The sequence below is a fragment of the Stenotrophomonas terrae genome, assembly GCF_001431465.1.
Taxonomy (GTDB): domain Bacteria; phylum Pseudomonadota; class Gammaproteobacteria; order Xanthomonadales; family Xanthomonadaceae; genus Stenotrophomonas; species Stenotrophomonas terrae.
This window is the reverse complement of record NZ_LDJJ01000021.1, coordinates 24,402-41,852: the sequence shown is the minus strand read 5'-3', so window position 1 is coordinate 41,852 and position 17,451 is coordinate 24,402. Positions and strand designations below refer to the sequence as shown.

General features: G+C 64.2%; 16 protein-coding genes and 1 pseudogene. 11 read left to right on the top strand and 6 right to left on the bottom strand.

What is annotated here, in order from left to right:
- Positions 1–13 precede the first annotated feature (13 nt).
- Positions 14–1,234 (bottom strand): MFS transporter, encoded by a 1,221-nt coding sequence (locus ABB27_RS07445; RefSeq protein WP_057627909.1) that lies wholly within the window; start codon positions 1,232–1,234, stop codon positions 14–16.
- Positions 1,224–1,610 carry a hypothetical protein gene (locus ABB27_RS07440; RefSeq protein ID WP_057627907.1) on the bottom strand — a complete coding sequence of 129 codons (387 nt, stop codon included), beginning with the start codon at positions 1,608–1,610 and terminating at the stop codon, positions 1,224–1,226. Before ABB27_RS07440 ends, ABB27_RS07445 begins: the two co-directional genes overlap by 11 nt.
- 137 nt (positions 1,611–1,747) lie before the next feature.
- Here ABB27_RS07440 and ABB27_RS07435 point away from each other — a divergent pair, with 137 nt between their 5' ends.
- The 3 genes from ABB27_RS07435 (at position 1,748) to ABB27_RS07425 (ending at position 4,879) form a co-directional block, all read left to right on the top strand.
- Positions 1,748–2,692 (top strand): helix-turn-helix transcriptional regulator, encoded by a 945-nt coding sequence (locus ABB27_RS07435; RefSeq protein ID WP_057627905.1) that lies wholly within the window; start codon positions 1,748–1,750, stop codon positions 2,690–2,692.
- A gap of 247 nt (positions 2,693–2,939) precedes the next feature.
- Entirely contained in the window at positions 2,940–3,122 is a 183-nt protein-coding gene (locus ABB27_RS19665; protein WP_152984486.1) for a hypothetical protein, read from the top strand.
- A 50-nt stretch (positions 3,123–3,172) separates the two neighbouring features.
- Entirely contained in the window at positions 3,173–4,879 is a 1,707-nt protein-coding gene (locus ABB27_RS07425; RefSeq protein ID WP_057627900.1) for a serine hydrolase domain-containing protein, read from the top strand.
- A 215-nt stretch (positions 4,880–5,094) separates the two neighbouring features.
- Here ABB27_RS07425 and ABB27_RS07420 read toward each other — a convergent pair whose 3' ends face one another.
- The gene (locus ABB27_RS07420; protein WP_057627898.1) at positions 5,095–5,589 is read right to left on the bottom strand and encodes a lipocalin-like domain-containing protein; all 495 of its coding nucleotides are present in this window, start codon (positions 5,587–5,589) and stop codon (positions 5,095–5,097) included.
- A 76-nt stretch (positions 5,590–5,665) separates the two neighbouring features.
- On the opposite strand from ABB27_RS07420, the gene ABB27_RS07415 reads away from it, so the two are divergent.
- The 3 genes and pseudogenes from ABB27_RS07415 to ABB27_RS07410 all read left to right on the top strand — a co-directional run bounded on the left by ABB27_RS07415 (position 5,666) and on the right by ABB27_RS07410 (position 7,389).
- A complete protein-coding gene (locus ABB27_RS07415; protein WP_244479178.1) occupies positions 5,666–6,538 on the top strand; it encodes a LysR family transcriptional regulator in 873 nt (290 codons plus the stop codon).
- 81 nt (positions 6,539–6,619) lie between these two features.
- Positions 6,620–6,832, top strand: a pseudogene (locus tag ABB27_RS20485) (GFA family protein); the annotation flags it as partial.
- 152 nt (positions 6,833–6,984) lie between these two features.
- On the top strand, positions 6,985–7,389 hold the full coding sequence (locus tag ABB27_RS07410; RefSeq protein WP_152984485.1) for a hypothetical protein: 405 nt from the start codon (positions 6,985–6,987) through the stop codon (positions 7,387–7,389).
- 110 nt (positions 7,390–7,499) lie between these two features.
- Here ABB27_RS07410 and ABB27_RS07405 read toward each other — a convergent pair whose 3' ends face one another.
- Positions 7,500–11,210, bottom strand: coding sequence for an indolepyruvate ferredoxin oxidoreductase family protein (locus ABB27_RS07405; RefSeq protein ID WP_057627893.1), 3,711 nt, complete (start codon positions 11,208–11,210; stop codon positions 7,500–7,502).
- Between the two features lie 169 nt (positions 11,211–11,379).
- Here ABB27_RS07405 and ABB27_RS07400 point away from each other — a divergent pair, with 169 nt between their 5' ends.
- Both ABB27_RS07400 and ABB27_RS07395 read left to right on the top strand, forming a co-directional pair.
- Complete coding sequence (locus ABB27_RS07400; RefSeq protein WP_057627891.1) at positions 11,380–12,018, top strand: tetratricopeptide repeat protein; 639 nt, start codon at positions 11,380–11,382, stop codon at positions 12,016–12,018.
- 104 nt (positions 12,019–12,122) lie between these two features.
- Positions 12,123–13,037, top strand: coding sequence for an AEC family transporter (locus ABB27_RS07395; protein WP_057627889.1), 915 nt, complete (start codon positions 12,123–12,125; stop codon positions 13,035–13,037).
- A gap of 84 nt (positions 13,038–13,121) precedes the next feature.
- On the opposite strand, the gene ABB27_RS19660 is transcribed toward ABB27_RS07395, so the two are convergent.
- Positions 13,122–13,547, bottom strand: a complete 426-nt coding sequence (locus tag ABB27_RS19660) for a hypothetical protein (protein ID WP_152984484.1) — start codon at positions 13,545–13,547, stop codon at positions 13,122–13,124.
- A gap of 3 nt (positions 13,548–13,550) precedes the next feature.
- Between ABB27_RS19660 and ABB27_RS19655 the strand changes: the two genes are divergently transcribed.
- Positions 13,551–14,141, top strand: coding sequence for a hypothetical protein (locus tag ABB27_RS19655; RefSeq protein ID WP_152984483.1), 591 nt, complete (start codon positions 13,551–13,553; stop codon positions 14,139–14,141).
- A 566-nt stretch (positions 14,142–14,707) separates the two neighbouring features.
- On the opposite strand, the gene ABB27_RS07385 is transcribed toward ABB27_RS19655, so the two are convergent.
- Positions 14,708–16,189: an AAA family ATPase gene (locus tag ABB27_RS07385; RefSeq protein WP_057627886.1), complete on the bottom strand. Its 1,482-nt coding sequence runs from the start codon at positions 16,187–16,189 to the stop codon at positions 14,708–14,710.
- 133 nt (positions 16,190–16,322) lie between these two features.
- Between ABB27_RS07385 and ABB27_RS07380 the strand changes: the two genes are divergently transcribed.
- Entirely contained in the window at positions 16,323–16,955 is a 633-nt protein-coding gene (locus ABB27_RS07380) for a ParA family protein (RefSeq protein ID WP_057627941.1), read from the top strand.
- An 18-nt stretch (positions 16,956–16,973) separates the two neighbouring features.
- Positions 16,974–17,450: a SixA phosphatase family protein gene (locus ABB27_RS07375; protein ID WP_057627884.1), complete on the top strand. Its 477-nt coding sequence runs from the start codon at positions 16,974–16,976 to the stop codon at positions 17,448–17,450.
- The last annotated feature ends 1 nt before the right edge of the window (position 17,451 follow it).

Below are 17,451 nucleotides of genomic sequence, written 5' to 3'. Positions count from 1 at the left end.
TCCTCGGAACGTATCAGGGAGAAGAAGGGGAAGGCGCGAAACGGCGCAGCAGCGGCCGGCACAACAGCAAGCCAAGTGCGGAGGCAATCGCCAGCGCCACGTAATACGCGGTGTAGCCAAGGCCCTTGGCGAGGAAGCCGGACAGTGCGCCGCCGATGAAATAGATCAGCAGTTCGAAGCAGACCAGCAAGGTGAAATCGGTGCCGGCCTGCTCGCGCGAGCTGATCCGCATGAACAAGGCATACAGGCTGGTCATCGCCACATAGCGCAGCGCCAGCAGGGCAATCACCAGTGCGCCCAGCCCAAACTGCGAGGTGGCAAGCACACCGCTGTACAGCAGCGCGGCCAGCAATACATACAGCAGCGTGCGCCACCAGCCGGCGTGCATCAGCAGCTGTTCGGCGCTGCGCTGTTTGAGCAGCCAGGCCGCACCCACAGCGGCCAACATGCCAACACCGGCGCCGCCCACCGAGATCAGCAGGCCGATCTCGGTCAGGCTCCACTTCTGATCCACCAGCAGTGGATTGACCATCGCCATCGCCGGGGCTTCCACCATGCGATACAGCACGATCAGCAGCAGTGCCCAGCGCAGCTCGGGCCGGCGCAGTGCACGCAGTACGCTGGGCTGCTGGCTTGCCGCCGGGCGTGGCACTTCGTTGATCTGCTGCACGGCGAACAGGGTGAGCGCACTCATCGCGGCCAGGCTGAGCAGGGCCACATTCCAGCCGCGCGTTTCATACAGCCACAGCACGCCGGCACCGCCGACCATGCTGCCCAGCGCCACGCCCACGCTCTGCGCCATGCTGCCCAGGCGATGCTCGGCCGGTGCCAGCGCTTCCACGGTATAGCCATCAATGGCGATGTCCTGGGTGGCGGCAATGGTGGAGATCCACATGCCGACCAGCACGAACACCGTGAGGCCGTGGTCCAGCCCGGTGAAGGCCAACACCAGGATGCCGACCAGCAACAGCAGCTGGGTCAGCCACAACCAACTGCGGCGCCGGCCCAATGCCGGCAGGTGCCAGCGGTCCACCAGCGGCGCCCACAGGAACTTGAACGCCCACGGCAGATACAGCAGCGACAACATGCCGATCCAGCGCAGGTCCACGCCCTGGCTGCGCAGGATGGCCGGCACCGCCACGTTGTAGAAGTACAGCGGCAGCGCATGGGCCATGTACAGCACCACGATCACGCCCAGGCCGAAACGGGAGGCGGCAGCGCGCTCAGTGCGCATTGGCCCGCTCCAACTGCTGGCCGATCCAGCGCATGCCGTCGGCGGCATCGGTGGTGACCAGATAGGGCACGCCCCAGGCCGCATGCAGGGCCGGGGTATCCAGCCGCTGCTGTTCGGCGGCGCTGCTGGCAATGCGCACCAGCCCCCTGCAGTGCTGGCGGAAGGCCGGCTTGTGCTGCTTGTACCAGACCGCCTGGATGGCCCGGTAATCGTCACTGAAGCTGGCGCCGGGCGCGGTGCTGGCGATGAAGTAGAACGGCGTGGCCGTCACGATCAGTGCTTCCACGCGCTGCAACCAATAGCGGATCTCGTCCGCACTGACCGCATCGTGGAAGACGGCGCGGACCACGGCCGCCTGCTTGATCGTCAAACCCATTGCCACTGACCTTCACTGAATACGGGGACAGGGGCAGGCACTTGCCGCCCCTCAAATAAGAATAGTTATCAATACCATTGAAAGTTTAGGCGCGGCGAAGGAAAATTTAGCCACGACGACATTCGTGGGTGCCTTGCATGCAGGTCTATACCTGCGCCGAACTGATGGACGCAGCCCACGCCTTGGGCGGCCAGGTGGACTTCGCGTCCGGCCTGCCCGATGCCATGCCGGTGTTGGCCGGCTGGCAGCAGGTGCAGGCGCTGGACGCTGGCCTGGTGCTGTACCTGAGCCGCAGCCGCGACATGGTGGGCGGCTGCAGCCACAACCGCCTGCCGGCAGGCCTGACCGCCAGCTTCCTGCTGCAAGGCGAGGCCGACGTGGCCATCGGCGAGGAACGCCTGCGCCTGGACAGTCGCCACAACCGCAACCCGGCGATGCTGATCCACCTGCGCGAGGACGACCGGTTCCTGCGTCATTGGCAGGCCGGCCGCCAGGAAACCAAAGTCAGCCTGCACTTCAGCGACGATTGGCTGGCCCAGCAGCTCGACGCCGTCGCCACGCCGGGCATCACCCGCCTGCGCCGCAGCCATGCCCGCAACCAGCGCTGGCAGCCGACCGCAGCCCTGCTGCGGCGAGCGGCAGGCTTGTTTGAAACCGATCCCTCCAGCCCACCGCTGCTGCGCCGCCTGCAGCAGGAAAGCTTTGCCCTGGAACTGGCGGCAGGCGTAGTGCAAGCACTGGCAGCAGAGCAGGGCGAGCGCGCGCTTGGCGCGCACCTGCAGCGCTGCGTGGAACGCCTGCAGCAATGGCTGCACAGCGGCGAGGCAGACAGCCTCAGCATCAACCAGATGGCGCGACAACTGGGCACCAACGCGGTGGACCTGCAACGCGGCTTCCAGCAGCAACATGGCAGCAGCATCGCCGCCTATCTGCGCACGCTGCGGCTGGAGCGTGCGCGACAAGCACTGCTAAGGCAGCGCGTGCCGGTGGAAGTGGCCGCCGATATCGCAGGCTACGCGCATACCAGCAGCTTCAGTGCTGCGTTCAAGCGGCAGTTCGGTGTATCGCCCTCGCAGCTGTAGTAGCCCCGGCTGTTTGTGGGCGCGGCATAAGCCGCGAAGCTGGAAAATTGAAAACCCCGCAAAGATGCCAGTACGGTGGCCATTCCTCCGACACAAAGTGGCATCGTTATCATGCCTTGCAGTCGCCGCTGAACAACCTTGAAATAGTTGTTCAGACGTTCCTGGAACAACCATATCATCCGCGAAGAATGAGCACTTATTCCGCCACAACACTGTAGTAGGGAGCCGATTCGGCCAAGGTAAAAATTTGCATCCCGAACTCATCGGCAAGACGCGCAGCAAGTTGAACGTCCTTGAATTAAACCGGGAAGAGGATCGCATCATCACCATCGGTGTTCACGTGCTTTCCATTGCAGATAAAAATGCTGGTCGCCGCACAAAATTTCCGCTGGCCGCCTTGCTCCGCTTCTGTGCCGAACGACACATGTAGCACCGCCGCCTGGGTGCAAGTATTGCCCATCGCCCCGCGCTGGTGCATTCATGGCAAGTACGCTCAACCGCCGCTCTTTCCTGGGCCGGACCGCGGCACTCTCGGCGATGGGGCTCGTCCTCGCCAGTAGGGCATTCGGTGGAATGCCGGGCCATGAGTTCAGCTCGGTGATCGAGGCAGAACGCAGATCAGTCATTTCTGCGATGGCCGGGAGCGGGATCAGCGCTGCCTCGGTCTGTCTTGTACAGGGGGATGAGCCGCGTTGGGTCGAGGGCTTTGGTCAGACAACCGCAGGCGCGGGGCATACGGTCGATGTGGGCACGCTGTTCAGCATCCAATCCACCTCGAAAAATTTTGCCGCGATAGCCGTGCTGCTGGCAGTGCAGGATGGGTTGCTTGAACTTGACACGCCCATAACACGTTACCTGCCGGAGTTTGCGGTGAACAGTCGTTTCGAGCCTGCGCCGCAGGAACGAATCACGTTGCGCCTGTTGCTCGCGAACCGGGCCGGCTTCACTCATGAAGCGCCGGTCGGCAACAACTACGAAGCGGACTCACCCAGCTTCGAGGCACATGTACGCAGCATCGCGACAACCTGGTTGCGCTTTCCGGTGGGAGAGCGCTATCGCTACTCGAATCTGGGCTTCGACCTGGCGGGGTATGTGTTGGAACGGGTCACCGGCATGCCTTACGCCCAATGGTTGCGGGAAAGGCTGTTCGCTCCGTTGGGCATGAAGGACAGTACAGCTACCCCCGCCGAGTACCTGAAACGCGCGGACCGGGCGTTGGGAAGCCAGGACGGTTACGCGGTGGTGCCGGCCGTGACGCCCCTGGTCGTGTCAGGCGGTGTGTGGACCAGTGCCCGTGACATGGCCACGTACATCGCGTTCCAGCTAGCTGGCGGGCGCCATGAAGCGCGCCAGCTGTTGGCCCCGGCGCTATGGGATGAAATGCACGGCTTCGGTCTGGGGGGCGATTACGGGCTTGGCGTGATGCGCACGGAGCGCCGCTACGGAACAACGCCAGTGCGCCTGTTGCATCATCGTGGCGGCGGGTTCGGCTTTGGATGCGTTTTCACGTATTGCCCGGAGGCCAGGTTCGGGTTCGCCGCGATGTTCAATCGTGCGACCTCGGCCGGTTATGGCTTTGGTGATGCGTTGATCGAACAGTTGCTCGAATCCCGATTTGGCCCGCGTGCACCGCGGCTGCCTGCCTCGGCGTTGGGGACGATACGGCTGAGCCCTGGCCGTGCACGTACATACGCAGGAAGCTGGATAGGCCGCAATGCGCGCGTCGATATCCTGGATTCAGTCGATGGCCGCCTGCGCATGCGTCGAAAGGGGGCTGGCACGGAGACCTCGCTCGGCTTCGTCGATGTCGATGAAATGTTCACCGTGGATACGCATGGGGAGGTGGTTGCTTACCGCCACCATGCCGCAACGGCAGGGCAGCCGGCGCACCTGGAATGCGCATCGGGCGAAGAAAGCCTTGACCAGAACGATGGTCCAGACCTGCCGCCCGGCCCGGATCGTGCGCATTGGATTCACTGGCTGGGGCGTTACCACATCAATCAATGGGGTAAATCTTCCATGACTGTTGACGTGGAGCACCGTTCGGGTTGGTTGTACATTGATGGCATACGGCTGGTTGTTGAAGCAGAGCAGGGCCTGTTTTTTACCAGTGATGGTGAAGCCGTTGATTTCCGCGGTGCAATTCCAACCTGGCGCAACATGCTGCTGCGTCGCGACGCGAAGTAGCGTGCCGCGATGCTGCCAGCCGCCGCGCCACCGAAGTCACCACATTCCTTCATCGCCGTTTCTGTGCACGCATCGTCCCCCGGCCTTGGAATCGGTGCACTGTGCGAGCATGCAGCTGATGTCGGCGCCAGGCAGTAACGGACCATCCTGATCAACCCCGCAGCATTGGCAAGCGGGGCGCATTGCCAGAACACGTGGTCCGGCATAGGCCTGCGCTAGTCCAGTTTTTTCCATACCGAAATCGGGATCGCGCCGTCAGGCCTTGGCGGCACGCGGTAAGTCAGGATGCCATCGGCGAGGGTGTAGTCGCGCTCCTGATTTCTGCCCTCCCAGTTGGGGAACGAGGCGGCTTCGATACGGAAGATAAGCGTGTGCGGTTGCGCGTTGACTGCGATGGTCCCGTAATGGGTACTCGAACCGAGCACAGCTGAGGCGAACTCGTCGGCGGTCCCTAGCGCCTTGTCGTCTGCGCCGAAGCGCGGGCGTTCGGACTTGAATATCTGCAAGGAGTAACGTCCGTGCGCGTCAATGATCAAGCGACCGGTGGGCGAGGCCCCGTAATCGTCGACGCGCCGGCCATCCGGAAGGAGCCTGTCGGCCGCCACAAGCGTCCACGTGCCTTGCAGCTGCGACTCCGGCGCCGCGGCAAAAACGTCGCGTGTAGCCAGGCCGGCGAGGATCGCGAGGGTCATGGTAAGGATGGCTTTCATGGCGGGTTTGCTCAGCGGTGGAGCCCGAACAGTACGCGGCCTCTATCATTTGATATACGGATCCATGATGATATCTATGATTATCAATGCGAATCATTGCATGAAGCCCTTGGATATCGCAGCGGTGCGGGCGTTCGTGGTAGCGGCGGAGCTGCGTAGCTTCACTCGTGCCGGTGACGTGTTGGGAACTACGCAGTCGTCCATCAGCCTCAAGCTGAGCAAGTTGGAAGGTCAGCTCGGCAGGCGGTTGATGGAGCGTTCGCCGCGGCACGTTCGCCTCTCGGCCGAAGGACTGGCCTTCCTGGATGCGGCACGTGGTTTGATCGAGGCGCACGATCGTGCCGCTGCTTCTTTCGAGGTCGAGGAACGCAGGCTGGTAGTCGGCGTGAACCACGCATTGATCGGCAGCGAACTGCCTGCGCTTCTACGCCGTATCAACGCGCATGATCCGAGCTTGCGCGTTGAGATGCGTGTGGGAGGGACGCGTGAACTGATGGCGCTCTACGATCAGGGCGAACTCGATGCAGCCTGGGTTCTCCGGCCGGATGATCATCGCAAGCGAAGCAAGGCGATCTATGCAGAACCGTTCTCATGGGTGGCCACACCCGGGTGGCAGGCTGCCAAGGGGGCGCCGCTGTTGCTGGCGACACAGGGCGAGACCTGCCGCATTCGCAACGCGGCGACGGCGGTTCTGGACAAGGCAGGAATTGAATGGACGGAAATCTTCATTGGTAAAGGCGCCGCTACCATCGGCGCCGCTGCGGCGGCCGGCATGGCGGTCGCGATCATGGCGATACGCACTGCGCCATCGGGCACCGTCGATGTCGGCGAGGCATTGGGCTTGCCACCGGTTCCCGCGCAGGAGGTGCTGCTATACAGCAGCCTCAATGATCGGCGTTCACGCGAGGCGTTGCGCCTCATGTCACTGGCCTTCCAGCAAATGACATGATTGCAGCAGGGCTTCCCGCGACGCTGTGAGGTGGCAGGCCCCAGCAATCCATTCAAGTAGACGCAGCTTGCCGGCGACAGCGGGAACGAGAAGACGCACAGCCTCTGCTCGACCTGCGGATGCCCGTTTTATCTGACATCCGTGGCCATGCCGGATCTTTTCGTGATCTACGCGGCGAGTCTCCACGATCCCACTCGGTTCACGCCGCAGATGCTGCTCTGCAGCGGCCGTGATTGCGCCTGGCACGATATTGATCCTTCGATACAAAGTTTTGAGAGAATGCTGGCTGGCTGATGCCGTTCGCTCTTGGCTGAGAGCGGAGTCGGGTCAGCTTGGGATTCGTAAGATTGATCGTGGGTAGGGAAACGCAGCCCTTGGCCATTGGCGGGCGCTGAAATGGCCGATAGCGGACCCGGCAAATCCAACCATTCGAATGGCGACGCCAAATGCTGAAATTCATGGTAGTTGCAGCACTTTTATTGACGGCAAACAACGCCATTGCGCGTGACCGCCCCATACTCTCGTGTGAGAAAGCGCCCCTTCTGGCAGAAATCCAGAGGCTGCTTCCCGATCACGTGATCGGCGAAACCGCCGATGTGGAACCGAAGCCGGTGGAAAAGCTGCCCCATTTTCCACGCAGCATCTGGATGCGCTCAGGCAGCAGCCTGACCTGCGTTGTGGTTGTCCTGGACGAAACCGGCAGGCCGCAGGAAGCCATCGTTTCCTACCCTTCCCGAATGGGGCTGACCGAACAGGAGAAGCAGGTGATTCTTTCCGTTCAATGGACGCCGGCACAGGTAGGCGGGCAAGTGCGGCCCTCCCTGGTATCCATGGATTTCGAGGTCCGCTGAAGCAGGTTCAGTCGGTAACAGCCTTGAACTTCAACGTTGACGCTGAAACTCAAGCCGCGCAATGCAACCCCTAGGTTGCATTGCGCATAGGCAGCGTATCCGTTGCCTGCTCAGGCCATCTGCACGATATGCAGCGCCTTCGGGTTGCGCCACGTCGCCAGCAAGCTTGCTTCGCGCGCCTTGGCTTCGTGCAGGTGCGCTTCCTTGACGTGGCCGTAGCCGCGGATGTGCTCGGGGATGCTGGCGATATCCACCGCCAGTGCCAGACGATGCGCATCCAGGCCACTGATCAGTTCCTGCAGGGTCTTTTCGTAGTCACTGATCAGCTGGCGCTCGCCGCGGCGTTCCTCGGTGTAACCGAACACGTCGAAGCGGCCGCCGCGCAGGCCCTTGAACCTGGCTAGCAGGCCGAAGGCCTTGAACATCCATGGGCCGTATTCCTTCTTCTGCAGCTGGCCTTGTTCGTCGCGCTTGGCGAACAGCGGCGGGGCCAGGTGGAAACGCACCTGGTAATCGCCTTCGAACTGCTCGCTCACGCGCTTGATGAAGTCGCCGCTGGTGTACAGGCGGGCCACTTCGTATTCGTCCTTGTAGGCCATCAGCTTGAAGAAGTAGCGCGCGGTGGCTTCGCTCAATGCGGTGCTGCCGGGGATGGCCTGCTGCTCGGCCTTGCGCACTGCGTCCACCAGGGCGCGGTAGCGGTTGGCGTAGGCGGCGTCCTGGTAGTCGGTGAGGAAGCTGCTGCGGCGGGCGATCAGTTCGTCCAGCGAGCGCGACAGATGGGCGTCGTCGAGTGAGGCGAAGGCGGCTTCACCGGTGGTGCGGCTGGCGGCCGGAAGGCCACGCACGTCCGGCTCGTTGCCGGGGTTGCGCGGTGCCGATGGTGCGCCGGCTTCGCTGCCTTCCCACTCGCCCGGCGGCAGTTCGCGCAGTGCGTGCGGCTTGCGCTCGGCATCGGTCGGTGCGTTGTGGACCAGGCCGGCGGCCTGTTGCACGGCCTGCGGATCGATCGCGGCCAGGCGGCCCCAGGCGAACGCGGTCTGGTTCATGCTCACGGCGGCGCCGTTGAGCTCCACCGCACGCATCAGCGATTCAAGCGACAGCGGCACCAGGCCCTGCTGCCAGGCGAAGCCGAGGATGAACAGGTTGGACGCAATGGCGTCACCGAGCAGCGCCGTGGCCAGCTGGGTGGCGTCGAGCAGGATCGGGTCGCGCCCGCCCAGTGCCAGCTTCACGCCGGCAATGATGTCGGCGGCCGGGAACTGCATGTCCGGGTGGGTGGTGAAGGTGCCGGGCATCGCTTCGTAGGTGTTCAACACCACCTGCGAGCGCTCGCCGCGCACCTTGGACAGCGCCCAGTAGTCGTTGACCACCACCATGTCGCAGCCCAGCACCAGGTCGGCTTCGCCGGCGGCGATGCGTACGGCGTGGATGTCGGCCGGGCTGTTGGCCAGGCGGATATGGGTGGTGACCGCGCCGCCCTTCTGCGCCAGACCGGTCTGGTCGAGCACGCTGGCGCCCTTGCCTTCAAGGTGGCCGGCCATGCCGAGCAAGGCGCCGATGGTGACTACGCCGGTGCCGCCGACGCCGGTGATCAGGATGTTCCAGGGCTGCGAGAAATCGGTGCGGAAGGTGGGCGCCGGCAGGTTGTCGAGCAGGCTGGCGGCACTGCTCTTGCTGCCCTTGCGCAGCTGGCCGCCGTGCACGGTGACGAAGCTCGGGCAGAAGCCGGTGGTGCAGGAGAAATCCTTGTTGCAGTTGGACTGGTCGATGTCGCGCTTGCGCCCGAACTCGGTTTCCTTCGGTAGCACGGAGACGCAGAAGCTCTTCTCACCGCAATCGCCGCAGCCTTCGCAGACCAGCGAGTTGATCATGGTGCGCTTGGCCGGGTCGACGATCTTGCCGCGCTTGCGGCGGCGGCGCTTCTCGGTGGCGCAGGTCTGTTCGTAGATCAGGATGCTGGTGCCCTTCACCGTGCGCAGGTGCTGCTGCACGCTGTCGAGTTCGGCGCGGTCGTGGAACTCCACATCACTCGGGAACTCGTGGCGGCGCGACTTCCACTTCTGGATGTCGTCGGACAGCAGCACGATGGTGTACACGCCCTCCGAACGCATCTGGTGGGCGATCTGCGGCACGGTCAGGGTGCCGTCCACCGGCTGACCGCCGGTCATCGCCACCGCATCGTTGTAGAGGATCTTGTAGGTGATATTGACGGCAGCGGCGATGGCCTGGCGGATCGCCAGCGAGCCGCTGTGGAAATAGGTGCCGTCGCCGAGGTTCTGGAACACGTGTTCGGTGTCGGTGAACGCAGCTTGCCCGGCCCAGGTGACGCCTTCGCCACCCATGTGGGTGAAGGTGTCGGTGTCGCGGTCCATCCACGTCACCATGTAGTGGCAGCCGATGCCAGCCAGCGCACGCGAGCCTTCCGGCACCTTGGTGGAGGTGTTGTGCGGGCAGCCGGAGCAGTAATGCGGCACGCGCGGGAACTGCGCGCGCGGCAAGGCCATCTCGGCTTCCTTGACGTCCATCCAGCGCAGGCGTTCTTCAATCGACTCGGTGTTGAAGAAACGCTGGATGCGGCGGCCGATCACGCCGGCAATCGTGGCCGGGGTCAGCTCGCCGGTGGACGGCAGGATCCACTCGCCCTGTTCGTCGTACTTGCCGACGATCGACGGGCGCGGGCCCCAGTTGGCCGGCCAGTTGTAGAAGTATTCCTTCATCTGCCGCTCGATGAAGGCCTTCTTCTCCTCCACCACCACGATGTCTTCCAGCCCGCGGGAAAATTCACCGATGCCCTGCGGTTCCAGCGGCCAGGTCATGCCCACCTTGTAGATGCGGATGCCGATCTCGGCGCAGGCCTTTTCGTCCAGGCCCAGGTATTCCAGCGCCTGCAGCACGTCCAGGTAGCTCTTGCCGGTGGTGACGATGCCCAGCCGCGCGCGCGGCGAATCCATCACCACCTTGTCGATGCCGTTGGCGCGGGCAAAGGCCTGCGCGGCCTTCACCGCATAACGGTGCAGGCGCATTTCCTGTTCCAGCGGCGGGTCCGGCCAGCGGATGTTGAGGCCGGCGGCCGGCATCTCGAAATCTTCCGGCAGGATGATCTGGCGGGCGAACGGGTTGACGTCCACCGACGCCGACGATTCCACCGTCTCGGCAATGGTCTTGAAGCCGATCCAGCGGCCGGTGTAGCGGCTCATCGCCCAGCCGACCAGGCCCATGTCGAGGATGTCCTGCACGCCGGCCGGGTTCAGCACCGGCATCATCGCGCTGACAAACTCCTCTTCGCTGCCGTGGGGCAGGGTGGAGCTGCGGCAGGCATGGTCGTCGGCGGCCAGTGCCAGCACGCCACCGTGCTTCGAGGTGCCGGCGGCGTTGGCGTGCTTGAACACGTCACCGCAGCGGTCCACGCCCGGGCCCTTGCCGTACCACATGCCATACACGCCATCAACGTTGGCACCGGGGAACAGGTTGGTCTGCTGCGTGCCCCAGACCATGGTGGCGCCCAGGTCTTCGTTGAGGCCGGGGATGAACTTCACCTTGGCCGCTTCCAGGTGCTTGCGCGCGCGCCACAGCTCCAGGTCGAAGCCGCCCAGCGGCGAGCCACGGTAGCCGCTGATGAAGCCGCCGGTATTCAGGCCGGCGGCGGCATCGCGCTGCTGCTGCATCAAGGGCAGGCGTACCAGCGCCTGTACACCGCTCAGGTAGATGCGGCCATCGGTACGCGTGTACTTGTGCTCCAGTGTGTAATCGGAATCACGCACGCCGATCAGCGGGTCGTTGGCGGAAGCAGGCGAGGTAAGTTCGGCAGTACTGGTCATGGCTGGCCCATTGCGGAAACGGCTGGCAAATGCCAGCCGGCGGGGCCGGTGGCAGCCGCGGATTGTAGCAGCGGGGCTTTCATCACCCTGTAACCATGTCGCGCGTAGCGCCGGGAGCGGTTAGGATCGGGGCCGGGTGGGGGATAACTGTTTGATGGGGGTTGCAGTCATGGGGGTTACAAAGCGCATGGTCGCTGGCGCGTTGGTGCTGGCGGGTCTGCTTGTTTCGAATGTGCAGGCGCAGAGCCTGCCGAAGATCAACGAGTTCTATTTCGACGAGGATGTGGCGGCCAAGCCCATCCACGCGGTACCGCCTGAACAGGCGGATGCGGTGGATCAGCTGATGAAGCTGCGCGAGCGTGGCCGCAAGGGCGTGGAAGCCACGGCCCAGTTGGCCAGCATCGCCTACCGTGATGGTCGCGATGAGCTCGGTGCCAAGCTGTACCAGGAGGCCTTGGCCTCGGTAGCGGACAATTCCGCACAGGCCCGTGGCCTGCGCTGGAACCACGGCTGGGACCTGTATCGCCGCGGCGATGCCCAGGACGCCTTGAATCACTGGACCAAGGTGGCTGAGGCTACCCGCGGCAATCCGTCATGGTTGCCGCCAACCTTGGCGTTGGCACTGTGGAACCTGGATCGCAAGGACGAAGCTGTAGCCTGGTATGCAGCCGCCGTGCGTACCGAGCCGGGGCAGTGGACTGCAACAACGGCGTATCCGCAGCTGTTGCCACTGTGGACCGATGCCGAACGCACGCAGCTGGCCCAGGTACAGCAGGCATGGGCGGCCAATCCGCCGGCATGGCCGTAAGGCCGGGGCTGCAATTCCGCACCCGCAGCGTGCGGGTACGGCGACAGGAGGTTTTGAGCCGGCGCTGATTCCCCCTGCGGGGCAGCGCGGCGCAAGCTTGCACCATGGCATTCGACGCATTCGCACTGATCCTGGCCATGCTCGCCTTGGGCATGGTGTTCGCACGTTTTCGGGTATTCCCGGACAACGCGGCCGACGTGCTCAACAAGGTGGTGTTGTACATCTGCCTGCCGGCAGCGGTGCTGACCTATGTGCCGCGCCTGCAGCTGGATATCTCACTGCTGGGCATCATGCTCACGCCGTGGCTGCTGATGCTGTTGACGCTGGCATTGGTGAGCCTGGCCACGCGGGTCTTTGGTTTCGAACGGCAGGTGCACGCGGTGCTGCTGCTGTGCGTGGCGCTGTGCAATTCCAGCTTCATCGGCTACCCGATGGTGCGCGCGCTGCTGGGTGACCATGCCCTGCCGTATGCGGTGGTCTACGACCAGTTCGGTACCTTCGTGATGCTGTCCACGTTCGGCCTGTATGTGCTTGCGCGCTACAGCGGCGATACGCCGCCCAGCACTGGCCAGATCCTGCTGCGCATTGCGCGCTTCCCACCACTATGGGCACTGATCTTCGCCTTGCTGGTGATGCCGGCAACCCCGCCCAGCTGGATTGCCGGCGCGCTGAAGAACGTATCCGACGCCATGCTGCCGCTGGTGATGCTGGCAGTGGGGCTGACCATCCAGCTGCGGCTGTCGCGCGCTGAGCTGGCACCGCTGGGCATCGGCCTGCTGCTCAAGTTGATCGTGCTGCCGGCGGCGGCATTGCCCTTGTCATGGGCGTTCGGCCTGCAGGGCGAGATGCTGCGGGTCAACGTACTGGAAACCGCGATGCCGACGATGATCACCGCCGCCGCCCTGGCCATTTCGCATCGCCTGGCCCCGCGGCTGGCAGCGGCGATGGTGGGTTATGGCATTGTGTTGTCGCTGGTCACGCTACCGGCCTGGGTCTGGGTATTGGATCGGGTGGCTTGAGCCGCACAGCGAAACTCGATGCTCTTGAGGGAGACAGGCATGCGTAGACAGGGAATGTGGGCACTGCTGCTATGCGCGATCGCTTCAAGTGCAGGCGCAAAGGCCGCTGTGGAAGACCAGGATGGCGCGGCTCCCGAAGAGCTGCTGGTCCAGGTGCAGGCACAGAATCAGGCGCGGATGGAACAGGCGCGCAAGCTTGCAGCCACAGGCGAAGCGCTGAATCTGTACGCCGCTGCAGGATTGGCTCCGCTTTCGCTCGACCTGCAGGCCGGCCAGCTGAAGCCGGCGCCAGAAGCGGAACGCTGGCTGCTGGAAGCCATCGCCAAGGGTAGCGATGAACCCTTGATAGCGGCCACCGCAGTGCGTCGATGCCTTGATGGTGGCGATTGTGCGGTGGAGAAGGCGGTAGCGACGCTGCAGAACGAAGAGGGTGCCGATGCGCAGTTGTTGTTGATGCGTTGGGCGCAGACGCGTGGAGATCAGGACGGCGCCGACAAGGCCAAGCAACATGCCTTGGATGCGCGACGTTATGGCGATCAGCTTCCTTTGATAATTCGGCTGCTGGATGCCGCCACCAGCGGGATGGCCTGGCCTGTGGTCCAGCCACAGCGGGCGCTGCAATGGGAACAGGCCAACAATGGCTTGTATGCAGAACACGAGCGGGTGGTGACGCTTTTCAGCATCGCGCTGGCCATGTGGCAGCCGGAGTTGAAAGCCGCATTGACGCTCTGTCCAGCCGATGGATCCGACATCCTTCCGCGTCAGCAATGCCGCAACCTGCTGCAGCGAATGGCTGACAGCGACACGATGATCATCGCCAAGGCCGGTGCGCAACGGCTGGCAGGGATCGAGGCGCAATCTGAAAGCGCTCGTAATTCAGCTGAGTATCTTCGGCAGTTGGATTGGTTGTTCTTTCGTAGCGCCGAGCTCTTGAACAACAATGATCCCGCGCAGAAAGCATCGACTGTGGAACCGCAGGTATATATGCGCTGGTTTGGTGAGGAGGGCGAGATCCCGGCAATGCGCAGATTGCTGCAACACCGCGGCGAGCCCTTGCTGCCGCCAGCAGGGTGGGTAGTGCCGCCAGTGCCGCCAAGCCGCTGACATCAAGCGCAAAGTACGCGTGGCCCCGTCACCCGGGGCCACGCTTCTGTGTGTAGGAGCGGCGTAAGCCGCGAAGCTGACCTTGTTGAAAGCCTTGGCAGCTGTGCCATCTGATGCAGTGCGAGCTTCGCGGCTTACGCCGCTCCTACAAACAGCGGGTTCGCACGCCGGCGATGTAGCCCGGGTAAGCGCAGCGCACCCGGGAAGTGGGTTGTGCAGCAGTGCGGCAGGCGCTCGGGTATCAATGGTTTCGGGTTTGGAGCTATCGGCCATCAGGGCGCGCAATGTGCTCCCGGGTGCGCTGCGCTTACCCGGGCTACGCTTTTGCTTGCGGGAGCGGCGTAAGCCGCGAAGCTGATGTTGTTGAAAGCGTTGGCAGTTGTGCCATCCGATGCAGTGTGTGCTTCGCGGCTTACGCCGCTCCCACAAAGTGTGGGTCTGCTTGCCGTTGGTGTAGCCGCGGGCATTGCGGGCAAGGCCGCTGCCGAGCATGGCTCGGCACTACCGTTTGGTTTCTCTCGTTCGCGTGGCGCAAGGGGCGGATGCTGACGCTCTTTGACCCAGCTTCAATCCGCCGGTACGGTGCGCTCGCGTGCCCAATGGCGTAGCGACTGCACCTGCTCGGCCATCAATACCGACAATGGCCGGGTGTTGCGGATCTCGGTCATCAGCAGATCGGTATCCAGCGGCTTCTGCTCGGCGTGGGCGGCGTATAGCCCGGCGACCACGGCCTGTTCGATCTCGGCGCCGGAGAAGCCATCGCTGGCCGCGGCCAGTGCCGGCAGCGCGAACAGATCCGGCTGCAGCTGGCGGCGTGCCAGGTGCAGGTGCAGCAGTTCGACACGGGTGTCGGGCGAGGGCAGGTCGACGAAGAAGATCTCGTCGAAGCGGCCCTTGCGCAGCAGTTCGGCCGGCAGCTCCTGTACCTGGTTGGCGGTGGCGACGATGAACACCGGCGCCTTGCGCTCGGCCATCCAGGTCAGCAGGTAACCGAGTACGCGGCGCGACACGCCACCGTCCTCGCCGCCGCTGGCCAGGCCTTTCTCGACCTCGTCTATCCACAGCACGCAGGGTGCCAGCTGCTCGGCCGAGGCCAGCGCGTCGCGCAGGTTCTTCTCGGTCTCGCCGTGGTACTTGTTGTAGAGGGTGCCGAAATCCAGCCGCAGCAGTGGCACGCCGAAGCCGGCGGCGGTGGCCTTGGCCAGCATGGATTTGCCGCAGCCCTGCACGCCCAGCAGCAGCATGCCCTTGGGCGGGTCCAACCCGGGCGGGGCGTTGCCGGAGACAAACACCGCGCGGCGCTGCTCGATCCAGCGCTTGAGCCGGCGCGCGCCGGCCACGTCGTTGAAACGGGCCGAGTCGTATTCGTAATGCAGGTGGCCGCTGCGGTTGAGCAGCTCGAACTTGAGCTTGGCCAGCTGCGGCAGGTCGTCGGCCTGCAGGGCGCCGTCGGCATAGATAAGCTGGCGGGCGATGCGGCGGGCGTCGGTCATGCTCAGCCCGCGCAGGTTGCGCAGGATCTGCTGCACGGCCTCCTGGTCCACCTCCACCCGCCGCCCGCCGTTCTCCTGGGCGTAGCTGGTGGCCTCTTCGCGCAGCATCTTCAGCAGCGCGTTGGCATCGGGCAGGCGTGGGTTGAAGCGGGTCGCCAGGGCTTCCAGTTCGGCCGGCAGCTCGACCTTGGTGCCCACCAGCACCACCACGTGGGGCTGGCTGTGGCGGCGCTGGATGATGTCGCGCAGCAGCCGCTGGTGGCTGGCGTAGCCCAGGTAGGGGTGGAAATCGAGCAGCAGGTAGATGCCGCGCTGGTCGGCCTCCTGGATCATCCGCAGCGCCGCGCTGGCATCGGGCGGGCCCACCGCCTCGTCCTCGCGGTCCATGTCGATGCGGCGCAGGCCCTCGGTGATCGACCAGCGGTACAGGGAGCGCCACACATGCATCAACGCCTCGCGGAACAGGCCCACGATGCGGGTCTCGTCCTGGGTTTCGATGACGATCAGCGGGGTATTGGCGCGGATCAGTGCGGTCAGGTCCTGCAGCTCGCTCATGGTGGTTCCAATGCCGGGGGCGACACGATAGCAAGCCCGGGGCCGTGTCGGGGCGGCTTCCTCACCGGGTGACTACCTTTGGTAACGCGGGCCGGTGTACGCTGCGGGCAAGTCCCGCGAAAACGAGGCGTGCATGAAGACGATCCTGGTAGCCGGCTCCAAAGGTGGCGTCGGCAAGACCACCATCGCCACCCATCTGGCCGCACATTCGGCCTTGTCCGGCAAGGCAACGGTGATCGCCGATGCCGACCCGCAGGGTTCCAGTACCCGCTGGGCGCAGCGCCGCTCCAGCCTGGAGAGCGCGGTGCTGCCGGTGGATGTGCATCGCAAGAAGAACTGGGAGAAGCTCATCCCCGACGGCGCCGAGCAGGTCATCATCGATGCCCCGGCCGGTGCCTATGGCGAGGACCTGGAGCGCTTCATCGATATCGCCGATGCGGTGGTGGTGCCGGTATTGCCCTCGGCGCTGGATATCGAAGCCATCGTCGGCTTTCTCAACAGCCTGGCCAAGATCAAGCGCATCCATTCGCGGGCGGTGCCGGTAGGGCTGGTGCTCAACCGCACCAAGCCGTGGACACAAACCTCGCAACAGGCCAGGCAGATGCTGGCCGAATGGCCGTATGAGGTGGTCGCGCAGCTGCGCGACAGCCAGAGTTATGTGGTGATGGTCGGGCTCGGGCGCAGCCTGTTCGACTATCACTCTGCACAGGTACGCGAGCACCAGCAAGACTGGGAGCCGCTGCTCAAGTGGTTGAACAAGGTCTGACAGGAGTACTACCCGACCATGCGTGAATTGATCCTGCTGCGACATGCCCATGCCGAACCGGCGGCCGATGGCCAAGCCGATATCGACCGGCCCCTCTCACCGCATGGCCTGGCCGAAGCCGAGGCTGCCGGGCGTTGGTTACAGGAACACAAACTGGTGCCGGACCGGGTGCTGTGCTCGCCGGCGCGGCGCTCCCGGGAAACCCTGGAGGCGGTGCTGGAGCGTACCGGCTACGTTGAACAGCGCCTGGAAGAGCGCATTTACGACGCCGCGCCGGGCACCCTGGCGGCCCTGCTGGACGAACATAGCGAGGTGGAACGCGTGCTGGTGGTGGGCCATAACCCGGGCCTGGAACAACTGGTGGCGCTGATGCACAGCGGCCAGACCGGCGACTACCGCGGCATGCCGCCGGCATCGGTGGCGGTGTTGTCGCTGCCGATGGAGGCGGCGATCGAACCGGGCATCGCCAAGTTGACCGCATTCTGGTGGCCTTGAG